At 64.7% G+C, this 17,457-nt stretch carries 15 protein-coding genes and 1 riboswitch; of the genes, 13 read left to right on the top strand and 2 right to left on the bottom strand.

Annotation, left to right across the window (positions count from 1 at the left end; genetic code table 11):
- Positions 1-46 precede the first annotated feature (46 nt).
- Complete coding sequence (gene pepN / locus LPA36_RS04310) at positions 47-2,740, bottom strand: aminopeptidase N (protein ID WP_228874918.1); 2,694 nt, start codon at positions 2,738-2,740, stop codon at positions 47-49.
- 202 nt (positions 2,741-2,942) lie between these two features.
- On the opposite strand from pepN, the gene LPA36_RS04305 reads away from it, so the two are divergent.
- A complete protein-coding gene (locus tag LPA36_RS04305) occupies positions 2,943-3,638 on the top strand; it encodes a DUF4136 domain-containing protein (protein ID WP_228874917.1) in 696 nt (231 codons plus the stop codon).
- A 123-nt stretch (positions 3,639-3,761) separates the two neighbouring features.
- Here the strand turns inward: LPA36_RS04305 and LPA36_RS04300 are convergent, their stop codons facing one another.
- On the bottom strand, positions 3,762-4,334 hold the full coding sequence (locus LPA36_RS04300) for a TMEM165/GDT1 family protein (protein WP_228874916.1): 573 nt from the start codon (positions 4,332-4,334) through the stop codon (positions 3,762-3,764).
- An 18-nt stretch (positions 4,335-4,352) separates the two neighbouring features.
- Positions 4,353-4,570: riboswitch (yybP-ykoY riboswitch) on the bottom strand.
- 523 nt (positions 4,571-5,093) lie between these two features.
- Between LPA36_RS04300 and LPA36_RS04295 the strand changes: the two genes are divergently transcribed.
- From LPA36_RS04295 to LPA36_RS04240, 12 genes are read left to right on the top strand one after another with little or no spacing between them, the layout of a single operon-like run.
- On the top strand, positions 5,094-5,795 hold the full coding sequence (locus LPA36_RS04295; RefSeq protein ID WP_228874915.1) for a beta-ketoacyl synthase chain length factor: 702 nt from the start codon (positions 5,094-5,096) through the stop codon (positions 5,793-5,795).
- Positions 5,782-6,573, top strand: a complete 792-nt coding sequence (locus LPA36_RS04290; RefSeq protein WP_228874914.1) for a lysophospholipid acyltransferase family protein — start codon at positions 5,782-5,784, stop codon at positions 6,571-6,573. Before LPA36_RS04295 ends, LPA36_RS04290 begins: the two co-directional genes overlap by 14 nt.
- Positions 6,548-6,847, top strand: coding sequence for a phosphopantetheine-binding protein (locus tag LPA36_RS04285; RefSeq protein WP_228874913.1), 300 nt, complete (start codon positions 6,548-6,550; stop codon positions 6,845-6,847). The genes LPA36_RS04290 and LPA36_RS04285 overlap by 26 nt, the downstream gene beginning before the upstream one ends.
- Before the next feature lie 3 nt (positions 6,848-6,850).
- Positions 6,851-7,102, top strand: a complete 252-nt coding sequence (locus tag LPA36_RS04280; protein WP_090528833.1) for an acyl carrier protein — start codon at positions 6,851-6,853, stop codon at positions 7,100-7,102.
- Positions 7,102-7,743 (top strand): COG4648 family protein, encoded by a 642-nt coding sequence (locus tag LPA36_RS04275; RefSeq protein ID WP_228874912.1) that lies wholly within the window; start codon positions 7,102-7,104, stop codon positions 7,741-7,743. The genes LPA36_RS04280 and LPA36_RS04275 overlap by 1 nt, the downstream gene beginning before the upstream one ends.
- A 5-nt stretch (positions 7,744-7,748) precedes the next feature.
- Positions 7,749-9,440 carry an AMP-binding protein gene (locus tag LPA36_RS04270; protein ID WP_228875609.1) on the top strand — a complete coding sequence of 564 codons (1,692 nt, stop codon included), beginning with the start codon at positions 7,749-7,751 and terminating at the stop codon, positions 9,438-9,440.
- Complete coding sequence (locus tag LPA36_RS04265; protein WP_228874911.1) at positions 9,437-11,182, top strand: glycosyltransferase family 2 protein; 1,746 nt, start codon at positions 9,437-9,439, stop codon at positions 11,180-11,182. The genes LPA36_RS04270 and LPA36_RS04265 overlap by 4 nt, the downstream gene beginning before the upstream one ends.
- Positions 11,169-12,779 (top strand): HAL/PAL/TAL family ammonia-lyase, encoded by a 1,611-nt coding sequence (locus tag LPA36_RS04260; RefSeq protein WP_228874910.1) that lies wholly within the window; start codon positions 11,169-11,171, stop codon positions 12,777-12,779. Before LPA36_RS04265 ends, LPA36_RS04260 begins: the two co-directional genes overlap by 14 nt.
- The gene (locus LPA36_RS04255) at positions 12,776-13,207 is read left to right on the top strand and encodes an acyl-CoA thioesterase (RefSeq protein WP_228874909.1); all 432 of its coding nucleotides are present in this window, start codon (positions 12,776-12,778) and stop codon (positions 13,205-13,207) included. The genes LPA36_RS04260 and LPA36_RS04255 overlap by 4 nt, the downstream gene beginning before the upstream one ends.
- Positions 13,195-13,869 carry a LolA family protein gene (locus LPA36_RS04250; protein ID WP_228874908.1) on the top strand — a complete coding sequence of 225 codons (675 nt, stop codon included), beginning with the start codon at positions 13,195-13,197 and terminating at the stop codon, positions 13,867-13,869. The genes LPA36_RS04255 and LPA36_RS04250 overlap by 13 nt, the downstream gene beginning before the upstream one ends.
- Positions 13,869-16,274 carry an MMPL family transporter gene (locus LPA36_RS04245; RefSeq protein ID WP_228874907.1) on the top strand — a complete coding sequence of 802 codons (2,406 nt, stop codon included), beginning with the start codon at positions 13,869-13,871 and terminating at the stop codon, positions 16,272-16,274. Before LPA36_RS04250 ends, LPA36_RS04245 begins: the two co-directional genes overlap by 1 nt.
- Entirely contained in the window at positions 16,271-17,455 is a 1,185-nt protein-coding gene (locus tag LPA36_RS04240; RefSeq protein ID WP_228874906.1) for a beta-ketoacyl-[acyl-carrier-protein] synthase family protein, read from the top strand. The genes LPA36_RS04245 and LPA36_RS04240 overlap by 4 nt, the downstream gene beginning before the upstream one ends.
- Positions 17,456-17,457 lie beyond the last annotated feature (2 nt).

The raw sequence follows: 17,457 nt of genomic DNA, 5'->3' as shown, positions 1-17,457 counted from the left end.
CCGGCACCGCACGCCGGCTCCTTTCCCAGGCAGTTGCGCCGGAAAATCAGCCCAGCGCTTTCTCCACGATCTCGCGCACGTCGCGCGATTTCACTTTCGCGGCGACGGATTCCAGCGCCGCGCGCATGCTATCGCGCAGCGTGGGCGTGAACCGGCGCCACAACTCCAGCGACCTTGCGAGACGTGCCGCGACCTGCGGATTCATCGCGTCGAGCGCGATGACCTGTTCGGCCCAGAAGCGGTAACCCGAACCATCCTCGGCATGGAACTGCGACGGATTCGCCGTGCAGAAACTGGAGATCAGCGAGCGCGCCCGGTTCGGGTTCTTCAACGTGAACGCCGGATGCGCCATCAACCTGCGCACGATGTCGATCACCGGTCGCTGCGCGCTTCCGCGTTGCGTCGCCTGAAGGGCGAACCACTTGTCGATGACGAGCGGTTCTTTTTCGAAGCGTCGATAGAAGTCGTCGAGCGCGGCATCGGCAAGCGTTCCGCCCGTCGCCGCCGACGCATTCAGCAGCGCCGACAGTGCCGCCGACCGGTCCGTCATGTTGTTCGCCGCGTCGTACTGCGCGCGCGCGAGCCGTACGGCTTCAGCAGGGTCGTCCAGGTCGGCGAGATATGACAGCGCGAGATTCTTCAGTGCGCGATGGCCCGATGCTTCGGGCGTTGCTTCGTATGCGCCCGGCGTCTGATGGCGATCGTAGATCGCGAGCCAGTCGGCGCGCAGCGCGTTCGCCAGATGGTTGCGAACGAACTGCCGGGCCCGGTGCACAGCGGCCGGATTCGACTCGACCATCTGCTCGGCCAGGTAGGCTTCCGATGGCAGCATCAGCGCGAGTTCGCGAAACGCCGGCGAAAGCGTTTCGTCGCGCAGCACACGGGCAAACGCAGCGACAATGGAATCGTCGAGCTGTAACGGGGCGCCTGTTGCGGCGCGCGAAGCAAGTGCGAGCAGCTCGCGCGTCGCGAGGCGCTGACCGGCCTCCCAGCGGTTGAACGGATCGCTGTCGTGGGCGAGCAGGAAGGTGAGATCTTCGTTCGAGTAGTCGTATTCGACGATCACCGGTGCCGAGAAATTGCGCAACAGCGAAGGCAGCGGCCTGTCGGCAACATCGACGAACGTGAAGGTCTGCCCGGTCGTCGTGAATTCGAGCACGCGTGTTGTGCCGGCACCCGGGGCAGTTTCGCCTTCGAGGCGCAGCGGCAGATCGGCGCCGTCCTTGCCGATCAGGCCGATTGCAAACGGAATCAGCAGCGGACCCTTCTGCGTTTCGCGGGCGGCCGGTGAACTCTCGCCATAACCCTGCGTCAGTGTCACGCTGTAGCGGCGCTGCGCTGCGTCGTAAGTGGTCTTGACGGACACGCGTGGCGTGCCGGCCTGGCTGTACCAGCGTTCGAACTGCGCGAGATCGCGACCGTTGGCATCGGCGAGTGCGTGGCGGAAATCGTCGCACGTCACGGCCTGCCCATCGTGGCGCTCGAAATACAGGTCCATGCCGCGGCGAAAGCCGTCGCGACCGAAGAGCGTCTGATACATCCGCACGACTTCCGAGCCTTTTTCGTACACCGTCATCGTGTAGAAGTTGTTGATCTCGACGTAGCTTTCCGGGCGCACCGGATGCGCCATCGGGCCTCCGTCTTCGGCGAACTGCATCTGGCGCAGCACGCGCACGTCCTCGATGCGCTTCGTGGCACGCGCTGCTTCGTCCGTTGCACCGCCGGCCATGTCGGCGGAAAACTCCTGGTCGCGGAACACGGTCAGGCCTTCCTTCAGGCTCAACTGGAACCAGTCGCGGCACGTCACGCGGTTGCCGGTCCAGTTGTGGAAGTACTCGTGGCCGACCACGGCCTCGATGTTCGCGAAGTCGGTATCCGTTGCGGTTTCGGGGTTCGCCAGCACGTACTTCGTGTTGAAGATGTTGAGCCCCTTGTTCTCCATCGCGCCCATATTGAAGTCGCTCACGGCGACGATCATGAAGCGGTCCAGATCGAGTTCGAGCCCGAAGCGCTGCTCGTCCCAGCGAATCGAATTCTTCAGCGAATCCATCGCGTGCTGCGTCTTGTCGAGATCGTGCGGTTCGACCCACACCTGCAGCAGCTTTTCCTTGCCCGAGCCGGTCTTCACGCGTTCCTCGAGCGCGACGAGTTTGCCCGCCACGAGCGCGAACAGATAGCTCGGCTTGCGAAACGGATCCTCCCAGCGCGCGAAGTGACGGCCGTCGGGCAGGTCGCCTTCCTCGATCAGGTTGCCGTTCGAGAGCAGCACCGGAAACGCCGCTTTATCGGCGCGCAGTGTGACCGTGTAGGTCGCCATCACATCGGGGCGGTCGAGGAAGTACGTGATGCGGCGAAAGCCTTCGGCTTCGCACTGGGTGAAGAAGTTGCCGCCCGATACGTAGAGACCGGAGAGCGTGGTGTTCTCCGCCGGGTTGCAGACGCTCACGAGCGTCAGTTCGAAATCGCCGGGCACGTCGTCGAGCGTCAGGCCGCGCTCGTGAGGATGCGCGGCGGCATGCGCGTTGCCGTCGATCGTCGCGCTGACGAACTCCAGCTGTTCGCCCATCAGTTCGAAATGCGGCGCGTGCGCGGCGTCGGGATTGCGGCGCACGCGCATCGTGTTGCGGACGACCGTGCGCCCGGGGACGAGATCGAACTCCAGCGCGACGGTTTCGATCAGGAAGGCGGGCGGCGCGTAATCGGCGCGGCGGATCACAGCGGGCGTAGCGGTGTCGGACATGGCGGATTCAGTAGAGAGTGCAGGGCGGCCGACGGCCGCGCGGGATGCGCGGCGACAAGCCAGTCGGACCATTGTACAAAGCCATTTGAGATCGTGCGCCTCGAACTTTTTACCGGTGACGCGGGTCAGCGTAATATCGGGTCAAGGTGAGATGGCGCAGGGCGCTGACCCGATGCCGAAGATGCTGAAAACGAGGAAGACCATGAAGCTCGACCGTTGGACCCGCCGTGTCGCCATGTTGCTGGCTGCCATGGCTGCAACCCTTTCTGGCTGTACCACCTATGTGGCCACGCAGGTTACTGCCTTCTCCGACTGGAACGGCAACGACGCGACCCGAACCTATGCATTCACCCGCGCGAGCGACCAGCAGAACAATCTGGAACTGTCCACTTACGAAGCGCTTGTCGCTGACGAGCTCGCGAACCAGGCATTCCACCGCGTGAGCGCGCAGGACGCGCACTATCTGGTTGGGCTCGGGTACGGCACCCGCAGCGACATGGTGACGGTTTCGCAGCCGGTCTATTACTACAACCCCTGGCCGGGCCCGTACTACTGGGGGCGCCCGATTGATCCGTGGGGCCCGTTCGGACCGTTTCCGGGTGGCTACATCGACCAGAGCTATCCGGTCTACACCCACCTGCTCAGCATCCGCATCACGGACCGCGCGTCGGGCAAGGAGGTGTACAACGTGACAGCCCGCAACTCGGGCGCCGAGTCGTCGCTGGTGCGCGCCATGCCCTATCTTGCGCGCAGCGCGCTCGCGGATTTTCCGCTGGGTAACGGGGTCGTGCGTACGGTGCGCATTCCGCTCGATGGCAGCGGCGCTGCGTCGTCGAACGAAACGGCGGCGGCCGCGGCGCCACCGTCGCCGGCTTCTGCGGTCAAATCCGTCCAGTAAGCCACGCGTCGCAGCTTACGCCTCGCGCAGCGGCTGCAGCGCAACATCAGGGGAAAAAGCCGGCCCCGCGTCATACGCGGGGCCGGCTTTTTTGTCTCGACCCGTCGGGGCGTGGAGCGCGCCTCAAAGTCCCACGCCGAAGAGTGCCATTGCGCCCAGCACGACGAACATGACCGCGGCGATACCGTGGACGACGTTGGTCGGCAGCCTGTGGGCGAAGCGGTCGCCGAGCACGATGGCGGGCACGTTTGCGATCATCATGCCAAGCGTCGTGCCGGTCACCACGCCGAAGAAATCGTGGAATCGTGCGGCGAGTGCGACGGTTGCGATCTGCGTCTTGTCGCCCATTTCGGCCAGAAAGAACGCGACGACGGTTGCGCCGAACACGCCGAGGCGCGTGCGGTTCGCATTGGCTTCGTCTTCGTCGAGCTTGTCAGGCACGAGAATCCACAACCCCATGCCGATGAACGATACTGCGAGCGCCCAGCGCATGATCGTCGGTGTGACGAGCGTGCCGAGCCACGCGCCGAGCGCGCCGGCGCCGGCGTGATTGACGAGCGTAGCGACGAGGACGCCGAAAATGATCGGCAGCGGCTTGCGATAACGGCCGGCGAGGACGAGCGAAAGCAGCTGTGTCTTGTCGCCGATTTCGGCAAGCGCGACGGCACCCGTCGAGATAAGAAAGGCTTGATCCACGTTGTGATGGTTTCCTCGGGCCGTGTAATGAGCGAGCGACGACCCACAACCGGCCGGGCCCTATAGCGGCAGCTGTGGATCATCGGTCTCGCCAGGCCTCAAGGCTGCGTCTGCCATGGCCGTACTGGCCAAGTCTGTTGACAGGCGCCCCCGCGTGACACGTGCGCGGCGCGATCTTCAACTCTGAAAGACTGCGCGGACATGCAGCAGGGCGGCTACTCCCCAATGAGGGGCAGATTATAACACGCGCGTTTTGTGCCACTGCGCTGCCAGGTATGTTTTTGTCCGGGCAGTTGCGCCTTCTGGCCCGATATTCCGGACGCCAACGAAGGACGTAAGACGGCGGCGCAAGGTTCTTTCAGAAAGTAAAAGGGCGGAATGAGAAATCGCGTCTACGCACACCACATTTCGCCAATGTCCGAAAGGGTTTGCGGCTTTCCAGGATTGCATTTACGTTTTCGTGGCGGCGTTCAGACGGATACAGATGGATACGTCTTTTGTGGCTGATTTAATTCACAATATTCAGTATGATGCCGGCGACCGCCGGGGAATCTGAGTCTAACTAACATCATTGTCCGGCGAGTCCGCCCCCTAAATAATCCCGGGGATTGGCCGTTAATTCGCCTGAACATATAACAAGACTGGATTCACCTCGGTGGCGTCTGCCTCGGGCTGGGCGGCGCCCGTGCGCCGCCTCCGGCCGGCGTGCCTGATGGGGCGCCAGCAGCCTTAGCCGCATTCAATCGCGCGAACACCGATATGCCCGATCTGCACTGGACTATTCCGGTTGCTCGCTGGTCTTCCTGGCCTGCCGCCGCAGCCGCTGCCCCCGATATTGGCTTCATCGAGCCGATCGTGCGCCGGCGGCTGAGCACATTGTCGCGCGCCGCGCTGAAGGTGGCGCACGACTGCGTGGGCGAGGACGTCGCTGCCGTGCGCACAGTGTTCGCCTCGCGACACGGTGAACTGCGCCGCACGACCGACATCCTCCGTAATATCAGCGCGGGCGAGCCCGTATCGCCGACCGCGTTCAGCCTTTCGGTTCTCAACGCGATGACAGGCGTGTTCGGCATTGCCCGAGGCGACCGGTCACCGGCGAGCGCGATTTCGGCCGGCGCCGAAACGCTCGGCTACGCATTGCTCGAAGCGCACGCGCAATACGCGACCGATTCCACGACGCCCGTCCTGCTCGTCTACGCCGACGAACCCGCCGACCCCGCGTACGGCACGATCGAAGACGAAGTGCAGGGCGGCGCGCTCGCCATCCTGTTCGATGCCGCCGCGGCCGCGAGCCAGTTGACGTGTACGATTGCCCGCGGACCGGACGCCGCCGACGGGTCGTTCGCGGTTTTTCCGACGCAGAGCCAGGCCGTGCATCACTGCCTCGACACGCACGCGAGCGCGGCGTGGCAGGGCGCCGACGCAACCTGGCAATGGAGCTGGCACCATGGCGCGGCTTGAATTCGTGTGGCGGCTGATCGCAACCGGCCTCGCGATGGCCGTGTTCGGTGTGTGCGGTGTCCTGTTTTCCGCGATCGTGTTCCCGCTCGCGTGGCTGTGGCCGCACCGGGCGTCGCGGCAGCGTGCGGTGACCGCGGTCATTCACGGCTTTTTCCGCGCGCTCGTAGCGGTGCTGCAGTTCGTCGGCGTGATGAAGCTCGAAGTTAAAGGCGGCGACGCGTTGCGCACGCGTCATCCGGCGATTGTCGTGGCGAATCATCCGACGTGGCTCGACGTGATGGTGCTGCTTTCGCTCACGCCGCGCGCATGCTGCGTCGTCAAGAATGCGCATTGGGGCAACCCGTGTTTCTACGGCATCGTGCGGGCGGCCGAATACGTGAGCAACGCCGATCCGGTCGAACTCGTCGAAGCGGGCTCGCGACAGCTCGAAGCCGGCTATACGATGATCATCTTTCCGGAGGGCACACGCAGCCCCGCGCCGAACCGCCTGCATGCGTTTTCGCGCGGGTTTGCGCATATGGCGATCAAGGCGGGCACGCCGATTTTGCCCGTGCTGATGGATTGCGATCCGCCTGTTTTTACGAAGCAGCTGCGCTGGTACAACGTGCCGGCGCGCGCATTTCGTATGCGGGTCAACGTGCTCGAGCCCGTTGGCGTCGAACAGCTTTCAGACCACGAGACTTCGCCGGCACTTGCCGCGCGTTCCGTGACCAGCGCCATCGAGGCCCACATTACACAGCATCTGTTCGACTATGGATTCTTTAAAACTGGAAATTAAGCAGCTTCTGATCGCAGCACTGGATCTGGAGGACCTGACACCTGCCGACATCGACGACGATGCGCCGCTCTTCGATACCGACGGCATCGGTCTCGATTCGATCGATGCGCTCGAAATCGGCATCGTGCTGCGCAAACAATACCAACTGACCATCGCTGCGAACGACGAACGCACGCGCGAGCATTTCCGCTCGATCAACACGCTGGCGGCATTTGTCGCCAGCCAGCGCGAGCCCGTAGACGCAGCGAACGAAACCGCAAGAAAAGGGGAGTAAATCGTGACCGAGGCAGATATTCTTGAGCGCATCCGCGCCATCTTCAAGGAGAACTTCGCGATCGAGCCCGAGCGCGTGACGCCCGAGGCGAATCTGTTCGAAGATCTCGATCTGGACAGCATCGATGCAGTCGATCTCGCGATCAAGCTGCAGGAAATGACAGGCCGACGCATCAAGCCCGAAGAGTTCAAGTCGGTGCGCACGGTCGGCGACGTGATCGGTGCGGTCGAATCGCTGCTGGCGGCGCAGGGCTGATGCAGTCTGCTCCATCAGGCGCGGCGGAGGTTGCGGCGGGCGGGGCACGTCGGGTGCTGGGCGTGACCATGCAGGTGCTGTTGAAGCTGGCGTATCCGGCGCTGATCCTGTGCGCCTGGAAGTGGGACACGCCGCGCTACGTCGGGCTCATGCTGTTCGCCATCCTCTGGCTGCAGCGCTGGGCGGGAACGGGCAGTGTGGCGTCGTCGCTGCGCAGGCTGACGGCCGTCGACTGGTGCGTCGCCGGTCTCCTGAGCTGCGCCTCGGCCGCTATCGTCGCGACCAACAGCGAGATGCTGTTGCGTATCTATCCGTCGCTCGTCAATCTGGGCCTGTTGATCGCGTTCGGCGCGACGCTCGTGCGCGGACCCACGATGATCGAAAAATTCGCCCGCATCCGGACGCCCGATCTCAGCGCGCCGGCCGTGCTGCACACGCGCCGCGTCACGCAGATCTGGTGTGGGTTCTTCGCGCTCAACGGCTCATTCTCCGCGTATACGGCGTTCTTCTGGACGCGCGAAGCGTGGTCGCTCTATAACGGCGCGATCGCGTACGGTCTGATCGGCGTGCTGCTGGGCGGCGAAATCGTCTGGCGCTATCTGGTGGTGCTGCCGCGCGCGGCGCGCTCGGGCGCGGCATGAGCACACTGACCGCGCTGCACGATCTGCTGCAGTCCACCCGCACGGACGCGACACCCGTCTGTCGCGACGGCGACACGGTGACCGGTTTCGCCACGTTTCGCACACGGGTGCTCAGTCTCGTCGATACGTTGCGCGCGCAACCTTCAACGCGCTACGCACTGTGCGTCGACGACGCTTATGACTTTGCGTGTGCACTCTTCGCGCTCTTTGCCGCGGGCAAGGTGCCGGTGATTCCCGCGAACGCGACGCCGGGCTACCTCGCTGATCTCTCGAACGCGTTCGATGCCGTGCTGACCGACGCGAGCCTGCACGCGCTCGTCAGCGAAGCGCCGGTAGTGAACAGCATGCAGACCGCCACCATCGATCCCGCCGCGCCGCTCACGCTCTACACGTCGGGCAGCAGCGGCACGCCGAAGCCCATTCACAAGACGCTCGCGCAGTTCAACGCCGAAGTGCAGACGCTCGAAACGCAGTGGGGCGCAGCGGTGAGCGACGCAACGGTGCTGGCGAGCGTTCCGCATCATCACATCTACGGTTTGCTGTTTCGCGTGATGTGGCCGCTTGCCGCGGGCCGCGCGTTCGACCGTTCGGTCTGCATCGGTCCGATGCAGTTGCAGGACCGTATCGTTCAATGTGACGGCAATGCCGTGCTGGTGTCGACGCCTGCGCAACTCTCACGCTGGCCTGCGCTTGCCGGATTCGCGACGCTCGCGCCCGTGCCGCGCGTGATCTTTTCGTCGGGCGGACCCCTCGCGCTGGATACCGCGCGCGAATACGCGACCGCGTTCGGTGCGGCGCCGGTCGAAATCTACGGCAGCACCGAGACGGGCGGTATCGCCTGGCGGCAGCAGAGCGAATCGGAGGCGTGGCAGCCGGTGGCCGGCATCGAAGTGCGTCGCGATGAAGACGGCGCGCTCAACGTGCGCTCGCCGCATCTCGATCACGCCGGCTGGCATCGCACCGACGACGCCATCACGTTCGACGACGATGGCCGGTTCCGTCTGCGAGGCCGGCTCGACCGCGTGATCAAGCTCGAAGGCAAGCGGGTTTCGCTGCCCGAGCTCGAAGCGAGGCTCGCGTTGCATCCGTACGTCGCGCAGGCAGCGGTCGTGCCGCTCGCGGGCGCAACGCGCGAACGTATCGGTGCGCTCGTCGCGCTCACCGATGCAGGTAGCGCCGCGTTACGCAGCGAAGGCCGGGTCGCGCTCGCGAAAATATTACGACGCCATCTCACGGCCTGGTTCGACGTGGTTGTGCTGCCGCGGCACTGGCGCTTTCGCAGCGCGTTGCCGTTCGATGTGCGCGGCAAGCTGCCCGCCGCCGCCGTCGCCGCGGCGTTCGATGCACGCAGCGAAGGCGTCGAGGTGCTGGCCGAAGCGCGCACCGGCGACGACGTGCATTACGACCTGCGCGTACCGCCGGAGCTGGCGCATTTCGCGGGTCACTTTCCGGGCTTGCCGATACTGCCGGGCGTCGTGCAGGTCGACTGGGCGATCCGTCTTGCCGCCGACCATGTCGCCGATGCGCGTGCAATTGCTTCAGTCGACCGGCTGAAGTTCATGGCGCCCGTGCCGCCAGGCGCGATGCTGAGCCTGAAGCTTTCCCATGACGCAGCGCGCCGTCGCGTGCAGTTCACGTACCGCCTGGGCGAACGTGAATGCGCGTCGGGCGTGATCGTGTACCAGGAGCGCGCATGAAGTTCGCGCCCTGCGTCGTCATTCCGATCTACAACCACAAGGACGCGATCGGCTCGACCGTCGCGCACCTCGTGGTGCACGGCCTGCCGCTTTTCGTCGTCGACGATGGCAGCGACGAACCTACGCAATGCGTGCTCGCCGCGCTCGCCGTGCAATACGCGGGACAGGTGACGCTGTTGCGTCTGCCGGTGAACGGCGGCAAGGGTGCGGCTGTGATGGCCGGCCTGCGGGCCGCACGCGCGGCCGGCTATACGCACGCGTTGCAGATCGACGCCGACGGCCAGCACGACGCCGCCGACGTGCCGCGCTTCATCGCAGCGGCCCATGCCGAACCGGCCGCGGTGATACTCGGCCGGCCGGTATACGACGAAAGTGTGCCGAAGTCGCGTCTCTATGGCCGTTATCTGACGCATGTATGGGTGTGGATCGAAACGCTGTCGTTCGAGATCCGCGATTCGATGTGTGGATTTCGCATGTATCCGCTCGATATCGCCTGCGCGCTCATCGATAGTGTCGAGCTGCCCACGCGCATGGATTTCGACATCGAAATTCTCGTGCGTCTCTACTGGCGTCGCATCGCGTTTCGCGCGATCCCCACGCGTGTCACGTACGCAACCGATGGCGTCTCGCACTTCGACGTGCTGTGGGACAACGTCCGTATCAGCCGCAGCCATACGCGACTTGTCGCGGGCATGCTGCTGCGCCTGCCGTTGCTGCTCGCACACAAGGTGATGCCGCGACGTGCGTTGCCCGTAGCTGACGTCGATGCCGATGCCGCAGGCGATGCGCCGCGTGAGAAGCACTGGTGGCGTGTCGCTGAACGCGGCAGCCGCATCGGCATGTCGTTGCTCGCGCTGAGCTGCCGCCTCTTCGGCATGCGCTTCACGGCGTTGTGGCTGCATCCCGTGGTCGCGTATTTTCTGCTGACGGGTCGTGCCGCGCGCGTGGCGTCGAATAACTATTTTGCGCATCTCGCACGGGCGTCTGCGCCCGACGTAAAAACGCCGCGGCCTGGCTGGCTTTCTGCATACCGCCAGATGCTCGCGTTCGCGCAGTCCGGCCTCGACAAGCTCGCCGCGTGGTCCGGGCGCGTCAGCATGAACGACGTGCGGTTCGACGATCCGCGTGCCTTCGAGGCGTTGAATGCGAGTGGTCGCGGCGCGCTCGTGATCGGCGCGCATCTCGGCAACCTGGAAATGACGCGTGCGCTCGCTGCGCGCGGCGCGCACACCAGGGTCACCGCGATTGTCTATACGGAACACGCACGCCGCTTTAACAGCGTGCTCGCTTCGTCGAATAGCGACTTTGCGCGGCGACTCGTCGAAGTCAGCGACTTCGGTCCGGAAACCGCAATGATGATGCAGGAGCGCGTCGATGCTGGCGAGCTGCTGGTGATCGTCGGCGATCGCGTGCCGGCGCACGAGGCAGGGCGCACCACCGAGGCGCAGTTTCTCGGCGCGACCGCACCGTTCGCGCAGGGCCCCTATGTGCTCGCGCATGCGCTCGGCTGCCCGGTGTACCTGTTCTTCTGTATCCGTGAAGAGTCGGGTTACCGGCTTTATTTCGAACCGTTCGCGGAGCGCATCGACCTGCCGCGCCGCGAACGTGCGCAGCATCTTGCTGCCTGGGCGCAGCGCTATGCCGCGCGCCTCGAACACTACTGCCGCAAGGCGCCGTTTCAATGGTTCAATTTTTTCGATTTCTGGGCGCGCCCAGGTGGAGGCGCGAATGGCCGAACATGATCTGATTAACGACGTTTCACTCGACGGGCACGCTGATGCAGACAACGCCGCGGCCGAAGCGATCGTCATCGGCGGACACCGGCTGACGATCGAAGACGTGGTCGCGATCGCCGAGCGTCGCGTGCCCGTTGCACTCAGCGACGATCCGGCCTGGCGCTCGCGCATCGAGCGCGGTGCGGATTTTCTGCGTCGGCATCTCGCTTCGGGCGCGACCGTGTATGGCGTCAATACGGGCTATGGCGATGCATGTGTGGTCGATGTGCCAATGGACCTCGTCGAAGCGCTGCCGTTGCAGCTCACGCGTTACCACGGCTGCGGCATGGGCGTCCATCTCGACGACGCCCAGACGCTCGCCGTGATCGCGGCGCGCCTCAACTCGCTCGCATATGGTTTCTCGGGCGTGCGGCCGGTTCTGCTCGACCGTCTCGCGGATCTCATCAACCATCGCGTGCTGCCGCGTATTCCGTCGGAAGGTTCGGTCGGCGCAAGCGGCGATCTGACGCCGCTGTCGTATGTCGCAGCCGCGCTGGTCGGCGAGCGCGATGTGCTGTTCGAAGGCCAGTTGCGCGATGCGTCGGGGGTGTGGGCGCAGCTCGGTCACGCGCCCCTCACGCTCGCGCCGAAGGAAGGTCTCGCGCTCATGAACGGCACCGCCGTGATGACGGGTCTTGCGTGCCTTGCATTCGCGCGTGCCGATCATCTGACGCGGCTCGTCGCGCGCCTCACCGCGCTCTCGACGGTCGCGCTCGACGGACGTGCCGCGCATTTCGACGAGATGCTGTTCGAAGCGAAGCCGCACGCCGGTCAGGCGGAAGCCGCCGCGTGGATTCGCGAAGATCTGACCGGCCGCGCCGATACGCCGGGGCATCGTCTGCAGGATCGCTATTCGATTCGCTGCGCGCCGCATGTGATCGGCGTTGCACGCGATGCGCTCACGTGGGTGCGGCGCGACGTCGAGAACGAACTGAACAGCGCCAACGATAACCCGCTGATCGATCCCGACGGCGAACGCGTGCTGCATGGCGGTAACTTCTACGGCGGACACATCGCGTTCGCCATGGATTCGCTGAAGGTGGCCGTCGCGAATCTCGCGGATCTGATGGACCGTCAGCTTGCGCTCCTCGTCGACGACAAGTTCAACAACGGTTTGCCGCGCAACCTCTCGGGCGCATCGCCTGCGCGCGCGCCGATCAATCACGGCTTCAAGGCCGTGCAGATTTCGTCGTCTGCCTGGACGGCCGAGGCGCTCAAGCTGACGATGCCCGCGAGTGTCTTCTCGCGTTCGACCGAAGCGCACAATCAGGACAAGGTCAGCATGGGAACGATCGCCGCGCGCGACTGCCTGCGCGTGCTCGAACTCACCGCGCAGGTCGCGGCCGCGCATACACTCGCGACGGTTCAGGCGATGCAACTGCGCCTGCGCCTGAATGAAACGACGGTTGTGCCCGCGCCGCTGCATGCGTTCGCTGAACGCGTCACCGCGCAGTCGCCGTTCGTCGACGAAGATCGCGCGCTCGAATACGACCTGCGTGCGTTGACTGCGCGCATCGTGGATTGCGCGTTGATCGACGACTTTCGCGGAGCGCCCATCGTATGACTGCATCCAGCAAGGTGCTCAAGGCGAGCGCGACGGTCGAAGTGCCGTTCCATGACGTCGATGCAATGGACGTCTGCTGGCACGGTCACTATCTGAAGTACTTCGAAATCGGCCGCGCGGCACTGCTGCGCGCATTCGACTACGACTATCCGCAGATGCGTGCGTCGGGCTACCTATGGCCGATTGTGGAAGTGCATCTGAAATACGTACGGCCTGCCACGTACGGCCAGCGCATCGATGTGCGCACCGAACTGCTCGAATACGAGAACCGTCTGAAGATCGGTTATGAAATCGTCGACACCGTGACGGGCACGCGACTCACAAAGGGCTACACAATCCAGGTAGCGGTCGACGCGGCGACGCAGGAGCTTCAGTTCGTTTCGCCGCCTGTCGTGTTCGAGCGACTGGAGCGCGTATGGTCAAGTTGAAACGTCGTGCGGGCGCAGTCGCAGCGGCGGTCGCGCTGACGCTGACGCTGTCGTCGCTCCCTGCGGGCGCCGCGGCCCGGCAACCGGCGGCGTCGGCGAACGAAATGCAGCTGGTCCAGCAGATCGCCGCTCATCTCGCGCAGGCGAAGGGCATCCGCGCGCAGTTCACGCAGACGCAGACGGTATCCGCGATGAACCGGCCGCTCGTGAGTACGGGCACGCTCGTGTTCTTCCGCGAGCGCGGCGTGATCTGGCAGATGGATACGCCTTACAAGGCGACGTACGTCATGACCGACGCGGGCGTCACGCAGGTCGATGCGACCGGCAAGCCCGTCACGTCTAACCGCCAGCCGCAGGGCGCACGCGGCGTCGCGCAGGTTTCGAAGATGATGCGTGCGATGCTGGGCGGCGACCTCTCGGCGCTCTATTCGCAGTTCGACGTGAAAGCGGAGGGCACGCCGACGCAATGGCGCATGCACCTCAATCCGAATCAGCCGCAACTCGCGCAGTCCATCAAGGGCTTGCAGATGGAAGGCGGCGATTATCTGAAGACGCTGCGCATCACGCTCGCCAACGGTGACGTCACGCAGATCGAATTTGCGAACAGCAAGGCGATCGATGCGCTCGATCCAGCCGACCTGACGCTCCTGGGAGCACAGTGATGCAGGTGCTGCAGCAACGCGCCGGGCGGCACACATGGGGCGTTCGCGCCGCATGGCTGGTGCTCGCCGTGGTCGCGTCGCTGTATTGTGTGTGGCGCTTCACGGTCGGCTCGCCGTTGCAGACCAATCTTCTCGCGCTCCTTCCCGCCACCGAGGCGGACCCCGTCGCCGAAAAAGCCGTCGATACGCTCGCGGCCGCGCTCGGCGACCGCACGGTGTTGCTGGTCACATCGAACGATGCGGCCCACGCGAAAGCGGCCGCAAAATCGCTCGGCGGGTCGCTCACGAAGAGCGGTGCGTTCTCATCCGTGATCGCGGAACTGCCGCCGTTCGATACCTCGCAGATCGCGCGTCTCTATCTGCCGTACCGCTTCAATCTGCTTGCCGCGGATGATCGCGCCGCGGTTGCGGGCGGTTCCGCCGCGCTGCACGACGCACTGGCGCAACGGCTATACAGCCCCATACAGGGCGGCCTGTCGACACCCGTGGCGGACGATCCGTTCGGCTGGCTTCAGCACTGGATGGCAGGCCTGCCGCTCGCAACGTCGAATCTGGAAATCGAGGACGGCCTGCTGGTCGCGCATCGCGGCGCGGTGACGAGCGTCCTGATCGTCACCACACTGCCGGGCTCGGCATACGAATCGAAGACGCAGCGTGCGGTGCTGGATGCAGTCGCGCAGGGCGAATCCGCGCTGAAATCTTCATGGCCCGACGTCACAGTGGCGCGTACCGGCGCCGTGTTTTATGCGCAGTCCGCACGCGCCGCTTCCGAGAGCGAAGTGCATCTGATCGGCGTCGCATCGATTTGCGGCATCGCGCTGCTGATGATGTGGGTGTTCCGCTCGCCACGTTTGCTACTGCTGGGTTTCGTATCGACGGCGCTCGGCGTTGTCTGTGCGCTCGCGGTGACGATGCTGGTATTCGGCAAGCTGCACCTGCTGACGCTTGTATTTGGGGCGAGCCTGATTGGCGAAGCCGTCGACTATTCGATCCAGTACTTTGTCGTGTACCTCGGCGGCGCGCGCGACTGGGAGCCGCGGCGCGGTGCGCGCGAAGTGCGGCCCGCGCTGAGCGTCGCGCTCGCGACGAGCCTGCTCGGCTACGCGATCCTCGCGTGGGTGCCGTTTCCCGCGTTGCGGCAGATCGCCTGCTTCGCGATCGCGGGCATCTGCACGGCGTTTGCTTCGGTGCTGTGGTTGCTGCCTGCGTTGCTCGTGCATGCGCCGAAGCGCACGCCGCAGCGGCTCTTCAACGGCGGCGCGACACTGCTTAAGCGCTGGCACGCCGTAATCGGCGGACGCCGCGCGTGGGGCGTCGCGGTGCTGCTGGTGATCGTCGCGATTCCGGGCTGGCTGCGTCTCACGAGCGATGACGATATTCATCTGCTGATCCAGCGTGATCCGGCACTCGTCGCGCAGGAGCAGAAAGTGCGCGACGCGATTGGCGTCGACAACAGCGCGCAGTTTTTTGTCGTGCGGGGCGAGACGCCCGAGATGGTACTGCAGCGCGCGGAAGCGCTCGGCACGCGTCTCAATGCGTTGACCGGCAAGCTGAAAACCGGCGGCTGGCAATCGGTGACATCGTTCGTACCTTCAGCGAAACGTCAGCGTGAAAATCGCGCGCTGCTCGCGCAACACGTATTCAACGATCCAGCCGCATTGCGCGCGATGCTGATCGACGCCGGCTTTCGCGACGAGGTCGGCGATGCATGGCTGAAAGCCTGGACGCAATCCGGCCAGGCCGTGCTGACAGTCGATCAGTGGCTCGCCGTGCCGTGGTCGCAACCCTACCGGCATCTGTGGCTCGGCGAAGTCGATACGGCGACGCATGGCTATGCTGCCGTTGTGATCCCGCAAGGCGTTACCCCTGCTAACGAGCCAGCGCTGCTCGCCATGGCGCATGCGTCGCCGGGCGTCGTGTTTGTCGACAAGGCGGCGAGCGTGTCGTCGCTCTTCGGCGCGTACCGTGTGGATAGCGGGATCTGGCTTGCAGGCGCGCTCGCGCTCGTGATGGTGTTGCTGATGGCGCGCTACCGGCCGCGCGGCGGCATCATGGTGACGTTGCCCGTCCTGCTCGCAGTCGGCGTGACGCTCGCGGTATTCGGCTACGCGCGCGTGCCGCTCAATCTCTTCAACTGGCTTGCATTGATGCTCGTACTTGGCGTTGGCGCAAACTATGCTGTATTTCTGCGCGAAGGATGCATACGTGCCCCCCACGAACTCGGCGCGGTGTGGACGGGCGTGCTGCTTTCTGCATCCACGACGTTGCTGTCGTTCGGTCTGCTCGGGTTGAGCGCGATGCCCGCACTGAAAAGTTTTGGCGCCACGCTGGCGCTTGGCATTGCCGTGTCGGTGCTGCTTGCGCCGGCCGGCATGCCGTCACAGGATGAAAGGAGGGCGGTATGAGCGCGCCACGGGTTTACTTACATGCCCTCGGCATGATCAACGCGCTCGGCGACGATCTCGATGCAATCGTGCCGGCGCTGGCCGCAAGCCGCGCGCCCGGCTTGGGCATTGCGCACATGGGTATCGGCGATGCGTTCGTTGGCCGCGTGTGTGCTCCGCTCGACATTGCACCGCCCGCGCCGCTCGCGCGATATGACTGTCGCAACAACCGGCTGCTCCTCGCCGCCCTGAAGCAGATCGAACCCGCGGTTCAGGCGGCGCGCGAACGATACGGCGCGGATCGCATCGGCGTCGTGCTCGGCACGAGTACGTCCGGTATCGATGCCGCCGAAATCGCGTTTGTTCATCAGGCGCAGGCGGGCGAGCTGCCCGCGAGCTTCAACTACCGGCAGATGGAAATCGGTACCGTTGCGCCGTTTGCTGCGGCCGCCCTCGATATTCATGGCCCCGCGTTCACGATTTCCACCGCGTGCACGTCGAGCGCGAAGGCGTTCGTGTCGGCGCGAAGGCTTCTGCAGTTGCAGATGTGCGATGCCGTGATCGTCGGTGGCGTGGATTCGTTGTGCGAGTTGACCGTGCAGGGTTTCGCCTCGCTCGAATCGACGAGCAACGCGCGCACCAATCCGATGAGCCGCAATCGCAGCGGCATCAACGTGGGCGAAGGCGCCGCGGTGTTCCTGATGAGCCGCGACGAGAGCGCAGTGCGGCTGGCGGGCGCAGGCGAATCGAGCGACGCGCATCATATTTCCTCGCCTGACCCGCAGGGCGTCGGAGGCGAAATGGCGTTGCGCGCCGCGCTCGTTGACGCGGGACTCGCGCCATCGGCGATTGGTTACGTGAATCTGCACGCCACTGCCACGCGCAAGAACGACGAAATGGAAGCGCATCTGATGTCGCGCGTTTTCCCCGAAGGCGTGGCGACGAGCGGCACGAAGCCGCTCACCGGCCATCAACTCGGTGCGGCGGGCGCGACCGAACTCGGCTTTGCATGGCTCGCGCTTGCACGCAGTGACGTTGCGCTACCAAGGCACCTGTGGGACGGCGAGGCCGACGCGGCGTTACCCACGCTCGATCTCGTGGAGAGCGAGCGTTATCTGTCGCAGACGGCAGGCCCGCGGCATGTGATGAGCAATTCGTTCGCCTTTGGCGGCAGCAATGTCAGCCTGATTCTCGGAAGGTAATG

The organism is Paraburkholderia saeva (genome assembly GCF_907164555.1).
Taxonomy (GTDB): domain Bacteria; phylum Pseudomonadota; class Gammaproteobacteria; order Burkholderiales; family Burkholderiaceae; genus Paraburkholderia; species Paraburkholderia saeva.
Note: the sequence above shows the minus strand (reverse complement) of the source record. Positions and strands in the feature narration are given on the sequence as shown.

Coding starts and splice junctions, on each gene's coding strand:
- LPA36_RS04255 (WP_228874909.1), top strand. CDS start 12,776: ATGACTGCATCCAGCAAGGTGCTCAAGGCGAGCGCGACGGTCGAAGTG.
- LPA36_RS04260 (WP_228874910.1), top strand. CDS start 11,169: ATGGCCGAACATGATCTGATTAACGACGTTTCACTCGACGGGCACGCT.
- LPA36_RS04290 (WP_228874914.1), top strand. CDS start 5,782: ATGGCGCGGCTTGAATTCGTGTGGCGGCTGATCGCAACCGGCCTCGCG.
- LPA36_RS04295 (WP_228874915.1), top strand. CDS start 5,094: ATGCCCGATCTGCACTGGACTATTCCGGTTGCTCGCTGGTCTTCCTGG.
- LPA36_RS04305 (WP_228874917.1), top strand. CDS start 2,943: ATGAAGCTCGACCGTTGGACCCGCCGTGTCGCCATGTTGCTGGCTGCC.
- LPA36_RS04285 (WP_228874913.1), top strand. CDS start 6,548: ATGGATTCTTTAAAACTGGAAATTAAGCAGCTTCTGATCGCAGCACTG.
- LPA36_RS04245 (WP_228874907.1), top strand. CDS start 13,869: ATGCAGGTGCTGCAGCAACGCGCCGGGCGGCACACATGGGGCGTTCGC.
- LPA36_RS04250 (WP_228874908.1), top strand. CDS start 13,195: ATGGTCAAGTTGAAACGTCGTGCGGGCGCAGTCGCAGCGGCGGTCGCG.
- LPA36_RS04265 (WP_228874911.1), top strand. CDS start 9,437: ATGAAGTTCGCGCCCTGCGTCGTCATTCCGATCTACAACCACAAGGAC.
- LPA36_RS04240 (WP_228874906.1), top strand. CDS start 16,271: ATGAGCGCGCCACGGGTTTACTTACATGCCCTCGGCATGATCAACGCG.
- pepN (WP_228874918.1), bottom strand. CDS start 2,740: ATGTCCGACACCGCTACGCCCGCTGTGATCCGCCGCGCCGATTACGCG.
- LPA36_RS04275 (WP_228874912.1), top strand. CDS start 7,102: ATGCAGTCTGCTCCATCAGGCGCGGCGGAGGTTGCGGCGGGCGGGGCA.